This is a genomic window from Streptomyces actinomycinicus (assembly GCF_016741775.1).
Taxonomy (GTDB): Bacteria; Actinomycetota; Actinomycetes; order Streptomycetales; family Streptomycetaceae; genus Streptomyces; species Streptomyces actinomycinicus.
This window is the reverse complement of sequence record NZ_JAERRK010000004.1, coordinates 366098-384640: the sequence shown is the minus strand read 5'-3', so window position 1 is coordinate 384640 and position 18543 is coordinate 366098. Positions and strand designations below refer to the sequence as shown.

Annotated in this window: 17 protein-coding genes and 2 pseudogenes; 5 read left to right on the top strand and 14 right to left on the bottom strand. The window is 73.4% G+C overall.

Features of this window, described 5'->3' with window-relative positions:
• Nucleotides 1-12 precede the first annotated feature (12 nt).
• The 8 genes and pseudogenes from JK359_RS11085 to JK359_RS11045 all read right to left on the bottom strand — a co-directional run bounded on the left by JK359_RS11085 (nucleotide 13) and on the right by JK359_RS11045 (nucleotide 8245).
• Entirely contained in the window at nucleotides 13-609 is a 597-nt protein-coding gene (locus JK359_RS11085) for a DUF5947 family protein (protein WP_201834437.1), read from the bottom strand.
• Complete coding sequence (locus JK359_RS11080; protein WP_201834435.1) at nucleotides 606-1160, bottom strand: NifU-related iron-sulfur-binding protein; 555 nt, start codon at nucleotides 1158-1160, stop codon at nucleotides 606-608. The genes JK359_RS11085 and JK359_RS11080 overlap by 4 nt, the downstream gene beginning before the upstream one ends.
• Nucleotides 1153-2949, bottom strand: a complete 1797-nt coding sequence (locus tag JK359_RS11075) for a nickel-dependent hydrogenase large subunit (RefSeq protein WP_201834433.1) — start codon at nucleotides 2947-2949, stop codon at nucleotides 1153-1155. Before JK359_RS11075 ends, JK359_RS11080 begins: the two co-directional genes overlap by 8 nt.
• 76 nt (nucleotides 2950-3025) lie before the next feature.
• Complete coding sequence (locus tag JK359_RS11070) at nucleotides 3026-4114, bottom strand: NADH-quinone oxidoreductase subunit B family protein (protein WP_201834432.1); 1089 nt, start codon at nucleotides 4112-4114, stop codon at nucleotides 3026-3028.
• The gene (locus JK359_RS11060; protein WP_236677618.1) at nucleotides 4111-5688 is read right to left on the bottom strand and encodes a hypothetical protein; all 1578 of its coding nucleotides are present in this window, start codon (nucleotides 5686-5688) and stop codon (nucleotides 4111-4113) included. Before JK359_RS11060 ends, JK359_RS11070 begins: the two co-directional genes overlap by 4 nt.
• 84 nt (nucleotides 5689-5772) lie before the next feature.
• Nucleotides 5773-6141, bottom strand: coding sequence for a PP2C family protein-serine/threonine phosphatase (locus JK359_RS40365; RefSeq protein WP_372445390.1), 369 nt, complete (start codon nucleotides 6139-6141; stop codon nucleotides 5773-5775).
• Between the two features lie 335 nt (nucleotides 6142-6476).
• A pseudogene (locus JK359_RS40360) lies at nucleotides 6477-6683 on the bottom strand (serine/threonine-protein phosphatase); the annotation flags it as partial.
• Between the two features lie 440 nt (nucleotides 6684-7123).
• Nucleotides 7124-8245, bottom strand: a complete 1122-nt coding sequence (locus JK359_RS11045; RefSeq protein WP_201834428.1) for an aromatic acid exporter family protein — start codon at nucleotides 8243-8245, stop codon at nucleotides 7124-7126.
• Between the two features lie 208 nt (nucleotides 8246-8453).
• Between JK359_RS11045 and JK359_RS11040 the strand changes: the two genes are divergently transcribed.
• Entirely contained in the window at nucleotides 8454-10046 is a 1593-nt protein-coding gene (locus JK359_RS11040; RefSeq protein ID WP_236677617.1) for a hypothetical protein, read from the top strand.
• Between the two features lie 44 nt (nucleotides 10047-10090).
• On the opposite strand, the gene JK359_RS11035 is transcribed toward JK359_RS11040, so the two are convergent.
• From JK359_RS11035 to JK359_RS11020, 4 genes are all read right to left on the bottom strand, one after another.
• A complete protein-coding gene (locus JK359_RS11035) occupies nucleotides 10091-10504 on the bottom strand; it encodes an SRPBCC family protein (protein ID WP_201834427.1) in 414 nt (137 codons plus the stop codon).
• Between the two features lie 124 nt (nucleotides 10505-10628).
• Nucleotides 10629-11699, bottom strand: a complete 1071-nt coding sequence (locus JK359_RS11030; protein WP_201834426.1) for a hypothetical protein — start codon at nucleotides 11697-11699, stop codon at nucleotides 10629-10631.
• A 99-nt stretch (nucleotides 11700-11798) separates the two neighbouring features.
• Entirely contained in the window at nucleotides 11799-12029 is a 231-nt protein-coding gene (locus JK359_RS11025; protein WP_201834425.1) for a response regulator transcription factor, read from the bottom strand.
• 250 nt (nucleotides 12030-12279) lie between these two features.
• Entirely contained in the window at nucleotides 12280-13083 is an 804-nt protein-coding gene (locus JK359_RS11020) for a serine hydrolase (RefSeq protein ID WP_201834424.1), read from the bottom strand.
• Nucleotides 13084-13277: 194 nt separating this feature from the next.
• Between JK359_RS11020 and JK359_RS11015 the strand changes: the two genes are divergently transcribed.
• From JK359_RS11015 to JK359_RS11000, 4 genes are all read left to right on the top strand, one after another.
• A complete protein-coding gene (locus JK359_RS11015; RefSeq protein WP_372445389.1) occupies nucleotides 13278-14315 on the top strand; it encodes a permease in 1038 nt (345 codons plus the stop codon).
• Complete coding sequence (locus tag JK359_RS11010) at nucleotides 14312-15070, top strand: TIGR03943 family putative permease subunit (RefSeq protein ID WP_201834422.1); 759 nt, start codon at nucleotides 14312-14314, stop codon at nucleotides 15068-15070. Before JK359_RS11015 ends, JK359_RS11010 begins: the two co-directional genes overlap by 4 nt.
• A 146-nt stretch (nucleotides 15071-15216) precedes the next feature.
• Complete coding sequence (locus tag JK359_RS11005) at nucleotides 15217-15870, top strand: Rv1733c family protein (RefSeq protein WP_307788055.1); 654 nt, start codon at nucleotides 15217-15219, stop codon at nucleotides 15868-15870.
• 103 nt (nucleotides 15871-15973) lie between these two features.
• A complete protein-coding gene (locus tag JK359_RS11000) occupies nucleotides 15974-17038 on the top strand; it encodes a YihY/virulence factor BrkB family protein (RefSeq protein WP_201834420.1) in 1065 nt (354 codons plus the stop codon).
• A gap of 21 nt (nucleotides 17039-17059) precedes the next feature.
• Here the strand turns inward: JK359_RS11000 and JK359_RS10995 are convergent.
• Together JK359_RS10995 and JK359_RS10990 are read right to left on the bottom strand one after the other, a co-directional pair.
• Nucleotides 17060-17810 (bottom strand): annotated as a pseudogene (locus JK359_RS10995) (SDR family NAD(P)-dependent oxidoreductase).
• 82 nt (nucleotides 17811-17892) lie between these two features.
• On the bottom strand, nucleotides 17893-18543 hold the full coding sequence (locus JK359_RS10990) for a response regulator (protein WP_504739952.1): 651 nt from the start codon (nucleotides 18541-18543) through the stop codon (nucleotides 17893-17895).

The window sequence follows — 18543 nt, the reverse complement described above, 5'->3', positions numbered from 1 at the left end:
CCTTCCGGGTCGTCACGACCGCTCGGTCAGCCCCCTGAAGAACTGTTCTACGGCCGACCAGACCCGGCCGCCACCGGAGAGGCCCCGCCACTCGCGGCGGACCAGGGCGATCATCCGGTAGCAGTCGTCGACCGGCACGATCCAGTGCTCGTCGAGGCCCCGCACGGTGTTCACCAGCAGCGCCTCCACATCCGGGGCCATGGCGGCGAGCTGCGGGACCGTGGCGGCCAGCCGCTGCCAGGCCGCCGCGTCCACCTCCCACCGCATGGCCCCGGCCGGGCTCGGCCCCTGCGCGGTGACCGTGCCGTCGGAGCGCGGCACGAAGAACACGAGCCCCACCGGCACACCCAGCACCCCGGTGTCCACCGGCGGCAGGCGCAGCCGGCGCCGGGGCACGAGCCGGTAACGGCCCTCGCCCGCCCCGTCGTCGGCGAACAGCACCGAGCAGGGGCCGCACACGCACCGCACCTCGGCGGGCCCGGTGTCGTACAGGTGGGGATGGTCCTCCGCCACGCGGGCGGCGCACAGCTCGCAGGTCTCGGTCCCGGCCCGCGCCGCCCGGTCGGCGGCGGAGCGGATCACCCGGGCGAGTGCTCCGTCCACGGTCACCGTGCCTCCTGGGGCACGGCGCGGCGCTTGATGGTGCTCAGGGGTACGAACGCCGGGGCCGCCTTGCGCTCCTCGGTGACCGGCTCGACGGACTCCAGCTCCGGGGCGACCGCGAGCACGGCCGCCCGCACGGCCTCGACCACGTCGGCCGAGCCGCCGCCGCACCCGGAACCGCACCCGCCGCCGCTGCTCAGCCGCACCCGGGCCACCCGGCCGTCGACGCCGGCCCACTCCAGGTCACCGCCGCGCTCACGCACCGCCGGCCGCAGCTTCTCCACCGCACGGGCGGCCCGGTCCTCCGCGGACTCGGGGTGGATGTCGTGCAAAACCAGCAGGTGCGCGAGCAGTTCGTCGCCGGCCAGTTGCGCGCGCAGCGCCGCGTCCGCACGGTCCAGGACCCGGGCGAGGGCTTCGCCGTACACCTCGGTCAGCAGCCGTACCGCCTCCAGCGCGGGCCCGGGAGCGGTCTCCAGCGCGGCCAGCACCTCGTCGAGACGGGCGAGCCGCGCCTCCACCGCCGGGTCCGGGAGCCGTACGGCGGCGTCAGCCATGGTTGGCTCCGTAGGTCGGCGAGTGCACGGTCGTCAGCGTCTTGCCCTTGCCCATGTACATGTGGACACCGCACGGCAGGCAGGGGTCGAAGCTCCGGACGGTGCGCATGATGTCGACGCCCTTGAAGTCGTCGGGCCCGTTCTCCTCGAAGATCGGCTGGCCCTGGACGGCGTCCTCGTACGGTCCGGGGGTGCCGTAGATGTCGCGGGGACTGGCGTTCCACGGGGTCGGCGGGTACGGGTGGTAGTTGGCGATCTTCTTGTCCCGGATCACCAGGTGGTGCGAGAGGACACCGCGCACCGCCTCGTGGAAGCCGCAGCCGATCGACTCGTCCGGCACCTCGAAGTTCTCGTACACCTTCGTGTCACCGCTCCTGAGCATGCCCATGGCCTCCTCCAGGAACTGCAGGGCCATGGCGGCGGCGTAGGCGATGAAGTACGGCCGGGCGCGGTCCCGTTCGAGGGTGTTGCTCCACTTCGGGATGCGCCACTCCAGGGTCGTCTCCGGGAGCTTCTCCCCCTTGGGCAGGGTGATGCGGATGCTGCCGCCCGTCGTCTTGACGTACGGCGTGTCGACGAGGCCGCTCAGCGCGGTCGACCACAGCCGGGCCAGCGGTCCGCCGCCGGTGTCCAGGGCCAGGTGCTCCCCGGTGTCCGGGTGGTACCAGCGCGGGCTCATCACCCAGCTGTAGTTGCCCTCGAAGTCCCGCTTCTGCGGCACCGGCACCGTGGTCTGGTTCCACGGGTGGCGCATGTCGACGGGGTTGCCCAGCGGGTCGTGGGTGACGAACGGCTCCTCGTTGACCCAGTCCTCGTAGAACGAGCTGCCCAGCATGATGCGCAGGCCGAGGTTGATGTCGACGAGGTTGTTGGTGACGAGCTTGCCGTCCACGATGATGCCCGGGGTGACGTACATCGCCCGGCCCCACTCGTTCATCGTCGCGTAGCGGTAGTCGACCACGTCCGGGTTCTGGAATGCGCCCCAGCAGCCCAGCATGATGCGGCGCTTGCCGACCTCCTCGTAGCCCGGCAGCGCCTCGTAGAAGAAGTCGAAGACGTCGTCGTTCATCGCCACCGCCTTCTTGATGAAGTCGATGACCCGCATCAGGCGGCTGAGGTAGTCGGTGAAGGTGTTGGGCTGCGGCATCGTGCCGACCCCGCCCGGGTACAGCGTGGAGGGGTGCACGTGCCGCCCCTCCATCAGGCAGAACATCTCCCGGGTGATCCGGCTGACCTTCAGCGCCTCCTTGTAGACCTCGCCCTCGAACGGGTTGAACGCCTTCATGATCTCGGCGATGGTCCGGTAGCCGTGCACGTCCCCGCGGGGCGCGTCGGTGCGCTCGGCGCGGGCCAGGACACCGGGGTTGGTGGCCTTGACCATCGCCTCGCAGAAGTCCACGAAGACCAGGTTGTCCTGGAAGATCGTGTGGTCGAAGATGTACTCCGCCGCCTCGCCCAGGTTGGTGATGTGCTCGGCCAGCTTCGGCGGCTTCACGCCGTACGCCATCTGCTGGGCGTAGTTGGAGCAGGTGGTGTGGTTGTCGCCGCAGATGCCGCAGATCCGCGAGGTGATGAACCCGGCGTCACGCGGGTCCTTGCCCTTCATGAACACCGAATAGCCGCGGAACAGTGACGAGGTGCTGTGGCACTCCACGACTTCCCGGTTGGCGAAGTCGATCTTGGTGTAGATCCCCAGGTTGCCGATGATCCGGGTGATCGGATCCCAGGACATGTCCACGATCTGGGCGGGTTTGCGTCCTGACTGCCGGGACGACTCGGTGGTGGTCATCTGCGGTACTGCCCCTCGCTGTTCGGGTTCTGCGGGTCGGTGGCGGAGTGCGGGACGGGTGCGGCCGGCGGCGGTGTCATGCGCGCCAGTGCGGGTCGTAACCGCTGGTCAGCTTGCGCTTGTTGTGGCGCCACTTGGGCTCGTGGTTCACCATGTCGTTGGTCAGGCCGCGCAGCCGGCGGATGACGGCGCCGTAGGGCCTGATCACCATCGCCGACAGCGTGCCGCCCGGAGGCTCGTCCATGAAGGGCATGAAGGCGTCGGGGAAGCTCGGCATCGTGCAGCCGATGCAGATGCCGCCGACGTTCGGGCAGCCGCCGATGCCGGCCATCCAGCCGCGCTTGGGCACGTTGCAGTTGACGACCGGGCCCCAGCAGCCCACCTTCACCTGGCACTTGGGGGAGTTGTAGTCCTTCCCGAAGTCGCCCTGCTCGTAGTAGGCGGCGCGGTCGCAGCCCTCGTGGACGGTCTTGCCGAACAGCCACTGCGGACGCAGCATGTGGTCCAGCGGAGGCGGGGGAGCGGCACCGGCCGCGTGCTGGAGCACCCAGATCAGGGTCTCCATGAAGTTCTCCGGCTGGATCGGGCAGCCGGGCACGTTCACCACCGGCAGGCCCGAGCGGGCCTTGAAGTCCCAGCCCAGGTAGTCCGCGAGGCCCATGCAGCCGGTCGGGTTGCCGGCCATGGCGTGGATGCCGCCGAACGTCGCGCAGGTGCCGGCGGCGACCACCGCCCAGGCCTTGGGCGCCAGTTGGTCGATCCAGTCGTTGAGGGTCTGCGGCTGACCGGTCTCCGGGTCGTTGCCGAAGGACGTCCAGTAGCCGTCGCCCTCGATGATGTTCTGGTTCGGGATCGAGCCCTCGATGACGAGGATGAACGGCTCCAGCTCGCCCCGGGCCGCGGCCCGGTAGGGGGCCAGGAAGTCCTCGCCGCCCAGGCTCGGTGACAGCACCTTGTTGACGAGGTTCACCTTCGGCAGGCCCGGGATGAGGCCGAGCACGACGTCCTCGATGGAGGGCTGGCCGGCGGCGGTGAGCGAGACGGTGTCGCCGTCACAGCTCATGCCCTCGGAGATCCAGAGGATGGTGATCTCGTCGAACCCGTCGCGGGCCTCGGCCCTGCTGGGCTCGCCGCGTACCTCGGTGGTACCGCTCTGTGTGGTCATGTCTGCGGCCTCCGTTGCAGCCGGTCTCGGAGTCGGTCGTAGGCCGCGGCCGAGGGGGCCGCGAGGGTCGGGGCTGGGGGGTCTTCGGGGGCGTCCGCCCGGGGACGGGGCGGCACACCGTCGTCGGCCCGGCCGAGCGGAGCCGCGTCGTCGGCCCGGTCGAGCGGTGTCACCTCGGGTGGGCCGAGCGGTGTCACCTCGTCGGGCCGGAAGTAGTGGAACCGGCCGTACCAGCCGTGCAGTTCGGCGGCAGGGTCGTCGTCCACGGTGACGGCCAGGTGGACGCTGCCGTCCACGTCGTGGAAGACCGCGGCGACCTCAGCGGTCCGCCCGTCCAGGAACATGTCCTGGGCGTCGGCACCCCGGCCGCGCGGGCACAGCCGCACGCGGCTGCCGCCGCCCACCGGCACGCCGTCCACCAGCACGGTGTCCGTCGCCGGTGACAGCCCGTCGTCGCCGCCCTCCTGCCACCAGGAGGGCCGTGCGTCGGCAGTGGTCAGCGCCGGGGTCAGGGACCGGATGGTGCCGTGCAGCCGGGCGAAGACCTCCTGCGGCATGGTGTCCACCCGGTCGAGGATCTGCGCGGCCCGTGGATCGGTGGCCCGCGCCTCGGCCTTCTCCTCGTCGGTCAGCAGCATCGTGCGCAGCGTCAGGATCTCGTCGATCTCCGCGGCGTCGTGCAGGTCGCCCGGGCTCTCCGGTGCCACCTGCGGATGGTCGGGCAGGATGATCGGCGCCGAGAGCAGCATCGTGCCGGTCGCCCCGTCCCCGGCGGCGGCCTGTGCGGGTGCGCCGCCGAGCACGGGGAACGTGAAGGCGTTGCGGCAGCCGCGGGCGTGCTGCGCGAGGGCGGCGGGCGGATCGATCAGCGACACGAACTCGACCCCGTCGCCGGCGAGCAGGGTGTGCGTGGCGAGCAGCGCCTGCCCCAGCACCGCACCGCGCGGAGCCGCCGGGTCCGGGGCCTCGGCGGTGTTCTCGGTGCGCACCCGCAGCCGGTACAGCTCCGGTGCCAGCGGCTCGGCCTCGACGGTCGTCCCGGCCCGTACCTGCCGGCGCCGGCGAACCGTCCTGCCCGCTCCCGCCGGCAGCGGCTCGTACTCGGTCCCGGCGGGCGCCCCGACGGCGGTGGTCCGGCCGCCCCGCAGCAGGTCCGCCAGGGGCAGCACCAGCTCCGTCTCGCGGGGCACCGCCTCCTCGAAGGACAGATGGGTCGCCCCGTCGCCGGTCCGCAGGGACTCGACCGGGCGATGCCCGCCGCTCCCGTCGGCCGCCTCCACCTGCTTGTGCTGCATCTGCAGGTACCGCACCCGCACCCGGACGACCGCGCCGGAGTCGCGGACCCGCAGCAGACACTCGGTCTGCTGGTACCAGGAGTCCGCGGAGCCGGAGATGCCGGGCACCACCGGCTCGTCGCGCTCCACCCAGTTGCGGGGCAGCAGCACCCCGAACTGCCAGCGGACCCGGTTCTTCGCCGAGGACCGGCGGTAGGGATACAGCAGGTACCCCTCGTAGAGCACGGCGTCCGCCACGGCACTCAGCTGCGCACAGCCCTCGCCGGTTCCGTTCGCCATGCCCGCTCTCCTCGCCGTCGACGTCCGTGGGTCCTTTCCCCCACGGTCACACCCGTCACGGCCGCGCGCCCGTCCGGCGCACCGTTATTGCGCCGGACAGGGGAGGCCGCCCGGTCCTTCGGCCTTTCCGGGGTGCTCGGGCAGTCGTTCCAGCGCCACCAGCGCCGCATCGTCGCCGAGGTCGCCGTGCACGTGGCGTACGAGGTCGCGGCGCAGGCCGCTCACCAGTGCCTCCAGGGGGCGGGCTGCGTGTGCCTCGACGTGGGCGGGCAGATCGAGGAAGCGGCCCCGCGGGTCGCGGGCCTCGATGAAGCCGTCCGTGTACAGCAGCAGACGGTCGCCCGGGCCGAACGGTACGGTCTGGGCGGCCGGCGCGACGTCCAGCAGGTCGCCGAGGCCGAGCGGCGCACCCGGCGGCTCGGGCGGCAGGCACCGTACCCGGCCGGCGTGCACGAGGACGGCTCGGGGTGGCCGCAGTGCACGAGGCGGGCCACCGGTTCGCCGGGCGGGAACTCCACCAGCAGGGCGGTAGCGAACCGCTCCGTGAACAGGGCCGGGGACCCACGGCCGTCCGGGTGGTCATCGGACAGGGGCGACGATCTCCCGCCGTTCGGGTGGTCACCGGACAGGAGCGGCGGCTCCCGGCCGTCCGGACGGTCGCCGGAGAGGGCCGACGGCTCCCGGGCGTCCGGACGGTCGCCGTCCGGTGAGGCGTCCACGGCGGCGATCTGCCGCCGGGCACGTTCGTCGAGGCGCTCGGCGACCCTCGTCAACGACGCTTCCTGATGGGCGAGTTCGCGGAACGCGCCGAGCAGGGCCGCGGAGGCCCCGACGGCCGGCAGGCCCTTGCCGCGTACGTCGCCGACGAGGATCCGGATGCCGTACGGCGTCGCGAGGGCCTCGTAGAAGTCACCGCCGATCCTCGCCTCCGACTCGGCCGGCAGATACACACCGTGCAGGGCCAGCGAACCGATCCGGCCGGGCAGGGGATGCATCAGGGCCCGCTGTGCCGTCTCCGCGACGGAACGGATCCGCTGGAGCCGGCGTTCCCTGCCCCGGCGCAGGGAGCAGGCGGCGAACGAGGTCAGCCCGACCGTGAACAGGGTGAACAGGACGACGTCCGAGTCCGGATGCCCGTACTGCCCCGCGTCGGCCTGCAGCAGGGCGGTCACGGCCAGTGCGGCACACCCGAGGGCCACGGTGGCCCACGGCGTCAGCAGTACCGAGGCCAGGACGGGCACGGCGGCCATCACGGGTGACACATGGAGCCAGTCGGGGGTGAGCAGATCGGTGACGGCCACGACCGCCATGAGGAGTACCGGGGCCGCCCGCGGCAGCAGGCGGGAGCCGGCGAGGCGGCGACGGACGTCCGGAGCCGCGCGGCGAGGTGCGGCGGGCGGGCGGGCGGCGTGCCGGGATTCTGTGCGGTGCAAGGTCATCGTCGCAGGCGGGGGTGTAGGGCCCGGGAGAGCCGCCGGGCACGGGCGGGGGCCCCGGTAAGCCGCCGGGTGCGGACGGGCGGTGCGGGAGCCGGTGCGGACAGGCAGCTCAGGGCCGATTCCAGGGGGCGGATCAGGCGCCCGCCCTCGGCGGTGGCGGCCTGCCGGTCGCAGGCGGTGGCGCCGAGGCGGGTCAGGGCCTGCCGCGCGGCGGGCAGCGCGGGGTGCGGCCGGCCGCCCCGGCACGCGTAGGCGCACAGGGCGGTCGTGCGCAGCAGCCGCGCGTAGGGCTGGGCGAAGGCGGGGCCGGCGCCGGCTGCCGCGGGCTGCGCGTCGAGGAGCCGGCCGGTGGCGGTCAGCTGCCGCGCCACGTCGGACAGGGTCCGCAGCACCCGGCGGTCCAGGTGCCAGTGGCGGCGCCGGGCGGTGGGCCGTACGTTCCACCGCATGCTCTCGTGCGCCTCGTCCACCTCGGTGCGGGCGCGCTCCAGTGCCGTGTCGAGATCCTGCTCCCAGTCGGTGCCGAGCACCTCCCGGGGCGGTTCGTGCCGGACCACCGCGTCGGCGAGGCCGTCCAGGTACCGGGCGACCAGCCCCCGCAGCTCCTCCAGGGCACGCTCGGCGGACCGGACGCGCACGGCCGGGAACAGCAGCGCGCTGCACGCGAGGCCGAAGGCGATGCCCAGCACGATCTCCGCGAGGTGGGAGGCCAGCTCGCCGGGGTGGCGGCCGCGCACCAGGGCGAAGGTGATCAGGGCCGTGGTCGGCACGTGCAGCCCGTAGTGCCCGAGGAACTCGCGCCGCGCCAGCAGCACGGAGGCGAGCACGACCAGCGCCAGGCCTGCCATGGCGGGCTGGACGTACAGCGCGCCGGGCACGGCGACGAGGAGGCCGAACAGGCATCCCGAGCCGTACCGCAGGGCTGCGGACGCCGTGCGCACGACCGTCGTCTCGACGATGAGCAGGGCCGCGACGGCGCCCGCGTACGGGTCGGGGGTGTGCAGCAGGGTCGTGCAGGTCTGCCAGGTCAGCCCGGCGGCCACGGTCGCCCGCGCCGCCTCCGCGCAGTCGGTGGGTCCGATCCGCGACCGAAGGGCGGACCACCGTACGACGCGCATGCGTCTCCGCCTCCTCTCCTGAACGGTTTCCGCGGGCCCGCTCGGCCGGGCCCCGGCACAGCGGCCCAGGATAATCGGACAAATGGGGCATGAGGCAAATAAAGAATGTGTAGGGATACGGGTGTTCGAACCCCTGTCGGGCCCGTGCCCGCGCCCGTACACTGCGAACTCGCAGACATGCAGGCGCTGTTGACCGGGGGGAGCCGTCATGTCCGGAGGTCCGTACGGTCCGGGTCAGGGGTTCGGCGGGCCGCCGGCCCCGCCCCTGCCGCCCACTCCGCCGCCGATGCCGTCGGCCCCGCCGCCGGCGCCGCCGGACGCCTGGCGGGCCGCCGCGGTCGCCCTGCTCAACCTGAGCGGTCTGGGCCTCGGCTACGCCCTCCTGCGCAGATGGCTCCCGATGGCCGTCTGCTGGGCGGCGACCGGCGTCCTGCTGCTCCTCGCGCTCCCCGCGGACGCCGACGGAGTCCCCGGCGCCGCGCTCGCCGGCTACGCCGTCCTGCTGCTGGCGGCGGCCGTCCACGGCGCCCTCACCGGCCTGCGCACCCGCCTGGCCGGGCCCGGCAGGGCGCCCCTCGCGCTACTGCTGGGCGTGCTGCTGCTCGCCGTGCCGGCCGGGGGTGCCCTCTGGTACGAGGACGCCCACGACGAAGCGGTCGAGCAGGCGCTCCTGGACCGCCTGGAGCAGGCCGACGACCTGGTGGCAACGAGCGGTCGGCGGTCGTTCCGTGCCGCGGAGGACGACTACCGGACGGCCCTGGAGGTCTACCGGGACATCGCCGCAGACCACGCCGGCTCCCGTGCCGCCGGCCGGGTCCCCGCGAGCCTGCGGACCTACTACACGACGGTGGGTGCCGCCTACGGCCACCGGGACTACTGCGGTGCCGTGCAGCCCCTCGAGTATCTGCGTACCGTGCCCCGCACGATGCCGCGGGAGCAGCTCGGGGCCCTGGCCCACTGGCCCGACGACCGGCTCGCGACCGCCCTGTACGAGTGCGGCGCACAGGACCTCGCGACCGGCGGGGCCGGCTGGGTGACCCGCTTCGGCGACCTGCTCGACACCTTCCCGCGGTCGGACGCGGCGGCCAAGGTGGTGCCCGCCGTCGACGGGGCGGTGAAGAAGGCCGAGAAGGCCGTCGACGGCGACGAACCCTGCGCGGCCGTCGAGCAGTTGCACACCCTCGGCACCCGGATCGGCGACCTGTCCGAGTCGGCCGGTGACGCGGACGAGGGGCTGGCGCGGTCGGCGGCCCGGGCCGGGCGCAGCGGCGACTCGGGCACCTACGCCTGTGGCGTGGACCAGTACAAGGACGGCGACTTCGACGCGGCGCAGAAGACCATGCAGCAGTTCGCGGCCGACCACGAGCACGACCGGAACCGGGCCCGTGCCCAGAAGATCGCCATAGCCGCCGAGGTCGCCCGCACCCTGCCCGCGGCCGGCAGGAAACTGCCCACCACGGCATCCGGCGGCAGTATCTCCGTCACCGTCAAGAACGACAGCCCGGACGACATCACGGTCCTGTACACCGGCCCGGTCACGGGCAGCTTCACCCTCAAGGGCTGCGGCGGCTGCAAGGCGTACACGCTCGCCGACACGCTGTTCACCGGCTTCAAGCCCTGCCACGACAGCGGCAGGCGCTATCCGCAGCGCACCATCAGCCTGCCCGTCGGCACCACGTACTTCGTCCACAAGCCGAACGGCAGCACCGCGACGCCGGCCTCGGACACCGCCAAGCTCAGGTCCGGCTACATCTACACGGAGTGCGCCTACACCACCCGGCAACTCGGCTCCGGGTACTGACCCGTGGCCGGGCGACGGCCGGCATCGGCGCAGCGGCCGGCGCGTCAGCCGGCCGGGTTGTCGATCCGCATCCGGACCTGCTCCTCCAGCCGCCGCAGGCTGCCGTCCAGGGCGTCCTGCACCGCCTGCTCGCCGGGGTCGTGGCCGTCGTCGAAGAACGACAGGTGCACGGTCACCTCGCTGGCGCCGCTGCCGATGCCGGCGACCTGGAGCCAGCCGGTGTAGGCGCCCCGCTCCCGGGTGCCCCATTCCAGGCGCATCTGCTCCGGCCGGGACCGCAGCAGGGCGGGCATGTCCTCGCCCGAGCGGTCCTCGTGCACGGTCACGGCTGGCAGGTCCTCCGCGTCCACGTGCAGGGCGTCCGGAAGCCAGGCGTCGAGCTGGGCGACGTTGGCCGCCTGGTCGAAGACGTGCTCGGGCTGAGCCGGCATCATGCGGGAACGTTCGTACTCGGTCATGGCGGTACCGCCCCTCCGGTCCGGTCGGAAGTCGTACCCCGGCCGCGTGCCCCGTACGCGGCGACCGAAAAGCCCCGCTCGCACCATTCCGCCGGGGCCGGATCGCGCCGTGCGCCGGGGTGCCTCAGCCGTGGAAGGCCGGGTACAGCGGCAGCGGGGGCGCCTGCCAGTCGCGGGCCGGCCCGTGCAGCAGCAGCTCCATGGTCCGGGCGAACGCCGGGAACTGCGTCAGCGTGCTCGCCATCTCCCAGCGGTGGCGCAGGAGTTGCCGAACCGTCGGGACCGGCCGCCGGGTCCGGTGCAGCGGCCGGTCCGTCCCGGCGAGGGGCAGCAGGGAGACGGTCATGTGGACCGTCCAGACCGCGATGGCCCGGCGGATCCCGGCCTCCCACACCGCGTCCTCGGCCAGCTCCGGATAGACGGCCGTGACCTCCGTGCGGTAGGTCCGCTCGATGTCCCGCGCCGGCGCCGCCGGCAGCCGGAAGACGCACCAGCAGGTGGAGAACGGCATCCGGCAGTAGGCCGCCGTCAGGAAGACCGACTGGTAGTTCGCCGCTTCGAAATCGATGAGGCGCAATCCGTCAGCGGTGAGCAGGTTGTTGTCGGGGCAGGTGTCCCCGGGAGTGAAGGCGGGGTACCGGTCGTCGCCCACCGCGCCGATCGAAGCCAGCTCGTCGGCCAGGCCCGGCGGAACGGCGATGCCCGCTTCGTCCAGCAGGCGGAGCAGGCCGGCGGCTCTCCGCTCGATCCACGGGTCGTCCGCCCGGGACGGCACGCCCTGGTGGAACCGGGCCGACAGCCGGGTGAACTCGGCCCGCCCCGACACCGACCGGGCGGCCAGGCGCCCGAGTCCGCGGGCCCAGGCCAGCAGTCCGTCCGTGGCGGCCTTCGGGTCGTCGCCGAGCAGGACGTCCGCCAGTGACGGTGCGTCTCCCAGGTCCTCCATCACCAGCAGCGGCGTCCGCAGATCCACGCCGAGCAGGGCCGGTCCGGCCGTCCCGAGGGAGAGTCCGGCGGCCTCGGCGGTGAAGGACCGCAGTCCTTCCGGCTCCCTCCCGTACGCCTTCACGATCACGGTGCCGCCGTCCGCGGTGCGGCAGCGCAGGACCGTGCTACGGCGGCTTCCTCCCAGGTCGGCCGGGTCGGACAGCTCGGTTCCCAGCAGGCTTCCGGCAGCGCGCAGGATCAGATCCATCCGGGCATCCTGCCACCTTCCCCGGGTGCACGGGCCGTCCGGGCCGGGCGCCGAGGGCGCGGCGTGCCGGGACCGGCGGTGCGGGCGGCGTTCCGGTGGTCACAGGCCCAGGGCGATGGCCATACGGGTCAGCTCGGCCGTGTTGGTGATGTTGAACTTGGCGCGGATGCGGCGCAGGTAGGCGTCCACGGTGTGGGTGGACAGTCCCATGTGCCGGGCCGTCTGGAGGTACGTGCGGCCCGCGGCGATGTGCCGGAGCGTCTCCCGCTCACGCGGAGCCAGCGCGGGGGCGGGGGCTTCGACGGGCGACGGGGCGAGAGTGGCGCTCATGGTGGTTCCTCCGGCGGAGCGGCTGGGGGAGTTGTCCGATTAGGGCGGTTTGCCCTTGTTCCTCCAGACTCCGCGCCGGATTTCATGACGCTGTCCGCCCCCTGTCACAGGCGTGTCACAGGGGGCGGGGATTGGTTTGAACCACATATACGGTGGTTTGGACCAGGGCGGCAGCGGCGAGGCCGCCCGGATCCCGGCCGGGCGCGGCGCCCTGGCCTGCGCGGGCCCCGGCTGCCAGGGCCGGGCAGCGCTATTCGGCGGCTGCCCGTGCTGTGCGTTCCACGAGGGACACGCCGTCGCTCATGGACGCGCTGCCGTTCGACAGGACCGCGACCAGGCACCGGTGCCCCTTGACGGTGACCTCGCCGATGCTGTTGACGTCCCACAGGCCCGTGGTGTTGCGCTGCAGCCAGCCGTTCTTCAGCACGCGCGGGGAGCCCTTGGCGCCGGCCGCGGGGACGCCCCAGGTCTGCTCGGGGGCGACATGGCTCATGAGGCCGCGGATGTACGCGCGGGACTCGGCGTCGAGCGCGGCCGGCTCCGTGCCGCGCGTGTCGAACACGGCCCGCAGCAGCCGTATCTGATCGCCGGCGGTCGTCCGTGTCAGCCCCCACTTGGCGCCGGGGCCGCCCGTCGTCGAGGTCAGGCCCAGGCGCTTGTTGGCCTTGGCCAGCCCCGGGGCCCGGCCGATCTCCCGCCACAGGGCGTTGGCGGCCGCGTTGTCGCTGCGCCGGATCATCGGCTCGGCCCGCTTCCGCTCCTCGGCGGTGAGCGGCCGGCCCGCGTCCTGCGCCCGGAGCAGCAGCGCCGCGAGGATGTCGACCTTGACGATGCTGGCGGTGTCGTACGTCCTGTCCTCGCCGTGGATCACGGGCGTCCGGCCGCCGCCGTCCAGGTCCAGCACGGCCGCCGTGGCGTGCGCCGCGCCCGGCGCGGGAACGGGGGCGGCCGCCGCGGGCGCCGGATGCGCCAGGCCCGCGGAGAGCAGGAGGGCTGCCGAGGCCAGGAGGGTGCCGGCGGCGGCGCGTGCGGTGGGGGAGAGGTGGGACGGCATGGGTCACGAACGTAGACAAAATGTGCGCCCGGCGACGTGGCGGCCGTCACTCGGACCCCCCTCCGGCGCGGATTGTGAGAAGAGCCACCGAAGGGCGGATCCGGTTGCCCCGGTCGCGTGCGCGGCGGCGTGTACGCGCGGCGGGGGAGATCTCCTCGCTTATCGTCGGCCGGACACCGACATCCGGAGTGACGATGGAAAAAACGGATGAACTGGTTGGTGTGCCGGAGGGCGTGGCGGTCGTACCCGTCGGACCGCCGGTGCGCCGCATGCGGCCGTGGCCGCTCGGCACAGCCCTCGCGCTCGCCGCCGCAGCCACGGCCGTGCTCCTCCTGGCGGGCACCCGGTGGCTGAACGAGCCGGCCGTGCAGGCCTGGCGCACGGTGAGCCTGGCGATCACCGTCCAGGCGCTCCCCTTCCTGCTCCTCGGTACGGCCCTGTCCGGCGCCATCAACGCCTTCGTGCCGGCCGACCTCTTCACCCGGGTGCTGCCGAAGCGGCCCGCTCTCGCCGTGCCCGTCGCCGGCGTCGCCGGAGCGGTGCTGCCGGGCTGCGAATGCGCCTCCGTCCCCGTCGCGAGCAGCCTGATCCGCCGGGGCGTCCCGCCGTCCGCCGCCTTCGCCTTCCTGCTCTCCGCCCCGGCGATCAACCCCGTCGTGCTCACCGCCACCGCGGTGGCCTTCCCGGGCAGCCCGGCGATGGTCGCCGCCCGGCTGCTGGCCTCCCTCGCCACGGCGGCCGTGATGGGCTGGCTGTGGCTCTGGCTCGGCAAGGACAAGTGGCTGCGGCCCCTGCTGCGCCACCGGCACACCGGCCACCGGCACGGTCACAGCCGCCGGACCGAGTTCCGGCTCGGCTTCCAGCACGACTTCCTGCACGCCGGCGGCTTCCTCGTGCTCGGCGCCATGGCCGCCGCCACCTTCAACGTCACCATGCCGCGCTCCGTCCTCGACACCTTCTCCGGCTCGCCCTGGCTGTCGGTGCTCTTCCTCGCCGGCCTCGCCGTCCTGCTCGCCGTCTGCTCCGAGGCGGACGCCTTCGTCGCGGCGTCCCTGACCGGTTTCTCGCCGACCGCCCGGCTCGCGTTCCTGGTGGTCGGCCCGATGGTCGACCTCAAACTGATCGCCCTGCAGGCGGGGACCTTCGGCCGGGCCTTCGCCTGGCGGTTCTCCGCGGCGACCACCGTCGTGGCGGTCGTCGCGAGCGTGCTGATCGGAGGCGCCCTGCTGTGAAACGCCCCGTCCAGACCCTGCTCCTGGCGCTGACCGGGGCCGGCCTGCTGCACGCGACCCTGCTGACCGACACCTACCTGCGCTACGTCAAGGCCGGACTGCGTCCGCTGCTGATCGCCTCCGGCGCGGTCCTGCTGCTGCTCGCCCTCGCGGGAGCGGCCGGCAGGGGCGGACGGGACCGCGCGCCGCACGACCACCACGAGCCACCGCCCGGAGCCGGACACGATCACGGCCACGACCACACCGGCACCCCGCGCATCGCCTGGCTGCTGTTCCTCCCGGCGGTCAGCCTGGTCTTCTACGCCCCGCCCGCACTCGGCGCGTACACCGCGGCCCGCGCCGGCAGCAAGCCGGTCGCCGTACAGAGCGGGTTCGCCCCGCTCCCCGCCACCTCACCCCTGCCGCTGACCCTCACGGACTTCACCAAGCGCGTCCAGCAGGACCGCAGCCGGGCCGTCCGGAGCCGTACCGTCCGGCTGACGGGCTTCGTCACCCCGGCCGGCGACGACGACGGCTGGTACCTGACCCGCATCATCTTCTCGTGCTGTGCGGCCGACTCCCAGACGGTCAAGGTGCGCATGTACGGCACCGAGGTGCCCCCCGCCGACACCTGGCTGGAGGTGACCGGGACCTGGCACGCGCGGGGCACCCTCGGCACGGCCACCGCGGAGGCGGCGCTCGACGTCGAGGAGGCCCGGCCCGTCGCCCGGCCGGTGAACGCCTTCACCGACGATCTGCCGCTGCGGCCCTCCTGACCTGCGGCCGAGCCACCGCCGAGCGGGTGCGCGGTGGTCCCCGCACCTCTCCGCGACGTCTCCGCAACCATCTCCGTGACCGTGTCAGCGACCGTCTCCATGACGCAGAAGACGCCGTGCTCCGGGTTGAGGTGCAGGATGGTGTCGTGACGCTCGGCGGCCGGGTCCACGAGACCGCACGAGAGGAGGCGGTGACCATGACGCGGACACCTCCTGCGACGGTCAACCGGGTGCGGCTGTGGCGGTGGCGACGCAACCCGCTCCGGCGGCACAGTGACGCCGTGGAGGCCTGGGTCGTCCTCCTCACCTGGGTGCTCGTCCTGGCCGGCGGGGCTTTCGCGGGCCTGCTCGCGGCCCACACCTCCCAGTCGGCGTTCGCCGCGCGGCAGTCCGAGGTACAGGCCGTGTCCGCCGTACTCACCGACGACGCGGCCGGCCCCCCGGCCGCCGGGACCGGCTACGACGACGGGCGCGTGTGGGCCGGAGTGCGCTGGACTGACCCCGACGGCTCGGTGCACACCGACCGGGCGAAGGTCGTCCCCGGCGCCCCGGCCGGCAGCCATGTGACGGTGTGGACGAACCAGGCGGACCGGGTGGTGGCCGCGCCCGTGACCGGTTCGGCGGCCGACCTGCAGGCGGCCCTCACCGGCGTCCTGGTCGCCCCGTCGGCCGGCGCGATGATCTGGGCCGCGGGCTGGGTGGTCCGGGGCCGGCTCATCCGGCGGCGCATGGCCGAGTGGGACGAGGAGTGGAAGCAGATCGGCCCCCGCTGGGGAAACCTCAGCGGAGGCAGGGGCTGAGCACACCGCACCCCGCCCACGACCGGCCCCCCGGCGGTCGTCCCGGAGAAGCGGCCGGGCTCCGACGGGGCTTGAGCTGGCCCAGGCGGGATACCCGCCGGATATGGCGAAGCTGCACGTACCAAGGCGACACCGCCCGCAGACCGGCGACGACACCCCGGCGCCGCGGATCCCGGCGCCGGACGAGGCTGGGCCCGACCAGGACGTCGAGCGACGGGCCCCGGACAATCCCGCGAAACTTCCCCGGCACGCCTGGGCGGCGGCGTTCAAGGGCTCCCTGCGCGAGTTCCAGGACGACGAACTGACCGACCGGGCCGCGGCACTCACCTACTACGCCGTCCTGTCCCTCTTCCCCGCCCTGCTGGTGCTGGTCTCCCTGCTGGCCGTCGCGGGCAGGTCCGTCACCGACCGGGTCCTCGCCAACCTCAAGGACCTCGCCCCCGGTCCCGCCCGCGACATCGTCACCCGGGCCGTGGAACAGTTGCAGAACGGCGCCGGCACCGGCTCGGTCGTGGCACTCGTCGGCATCGTGCTGGCCGTGTGGTCGGCGTCCGGCTACGTGGCCGCGTTCATGCGCGCCGCCAACGCCGTCTACGACATGCCCGAGGGCCGCCCGGTGTGGAAGCTGCTCCCGGTACGCGTCGGCGTCACGGTCGTCCTCATGGTGCTCGCCGTGGCCAGCGCGCTCATCGTCGTCTTCACCGGCGGCCTCGCCCGCCGCGCCGGACAGGCGCTCGGGATCGGCGACACGGCGCTCACCGTCTGGTCGGTCGCGAAATGGCCGGTGCTGGTCCTGCTCGTCACCCTGATGATCGCGATCCTGTACTGGGCGACCCCCAACGCCAAGGTCAAGGGCTTCACCTGGCTCACCCCCGGCAGCTTCCTCGCCCTGCTCATCTGGATGGCCGCCTCCGCAGGATTCGCCTTCTACGTCGCCAACTTCGCCTCCTACAACAAGACGTACGGCACCATGGCCGGCGTCATCGTCTTCCTGGTCTGGCTGTGGATCACCAATCTGGCCATCCTGCTCGGCCTGGAGTTCGACGCGGAGACCGTACGACAGCGGGCCATCGCCGGCGGCCACCCGCCGCGGGCCGAGCCCTACACCCGGCCCCGCGACACCAGGAAGTGGGACGAGGAGGACGTACGCCGCCTGGACGAGACCTGACGGCGTACGCCCCCGCTCCCGTCAGGCCCCGTACCCGCCGTCCACCGAGAACTCCGCGCCCGTCACGTACGCGGCGTCCGGGCCGGCCAGGAACGCCACCATGGACGCCACTTCCTCGGCCGTGCCGTAGCGGCCCAGGGCGGTCATGGCCGCCTGGTGGGCCGCGTACGGGCCGTCCGCCGGGTTCATGTCGGTGTCGGTCGGGCCCGGATGCACGACGTTCGCCGTGATGCCACGCCCGGCCAGCTCCCGGGCCAGCGCCGTCGTCAGCCCGACCACGGCCGACTTGCTCATCGCGTACAACGTGGCCCCGGGGCCCGGCACGCGTGAGGTGATGCAGCTGCCGACGGTGACGATCCGCCCGCCGGCCCCCATGAGGGCGGCGGCCGACTGCGCGGCCAGGAACGCCCCGCGCACGTTCACGGACAGGACCCGGTCGACGTCGTCGAGGGACAGGTTCTCCAGCGGTTCCATCACGCCGACGGCCGCGTTGTTCACCAGCACGTCCAGTCCGCCCAGCGCCTCCGCCGCGCGGTGCGCCGCGCCCGCCGCCTGCGCCGCGTCCGCGCAGTCCGCGCGCAGGGCCACCGCCCGCCGCCCCGAGGACCTCGACGTCCCGCACCACCTCCTCGGCCGCGTCCTTGCCGTTCACATAGGTCAGAGCGATGTCGGCGCCTTCCCGGGCCAGTCGCCGTGCCGTCGCCGCGCCGATGCCCCGGCTGCCGCCGGTGACCAGTACCTTCTTGCCCTGCAGGGCCGCTCGTGAAGTCATGACTCCATCCCACCCGAACGCCGGGGGTATCACCGGCGGTGAACGGACACCGTCCTGCGCGGCCGCGGCGGACGGCGCGCGGTCAGGGCCGGCCGGCCCCGCCCGGGCTGACGAGTCCGCTCTCGTAGGCGAGGATCGTCACCTGGACCCGGTCACGCAGGCCGAGTTTGGACAGCAGGGCGTTCACATGACTCTTGACCGTGCCCGTGGTGACGCCGAGTTCGGCGCCGATCTCGGCATTGGTCAGCCCCGAGGCGATCTTCAGCAGCACTTCCCGCTCCCGCAGCGTCAGCTGCTCGAGCACTCCGGACGCCGGGGGCGGGGGCGGGGCGCCGCGGGCGAAGGCGTCGATGAGCCGGCGGGTCACGGCGGGCGCCAGGATGCCTTCGCCGGCTGCCACGACCCGGATCGCGGACAGCAGTTCCTCGGGCAGCGCGTCCTTCAGCAGGAACCCCGAGGCGCCGGCGCGCAGCGCCTCGTACACGTACTCGTCCAGGTCGAAGGTGGTGAGCACCAGTACCCGTGGCCCGCCCTCGACGGCGGTGATCAGCCGGGTCGCGGTGAGTCCGTCCATCCCCGGCATCCGGATGTCCATCAGGACGAGGTCGGCCCCCTCCGCGGCGGCGAGGGACACCGCCGTCGCCCCGTCACCGGCCTCGGCCACCACGGTCAGATCGGGTTCGGCGTCCACGATGGCGGCGAACCCGGCCCGGACCACGGCCTGGTCGTCCAC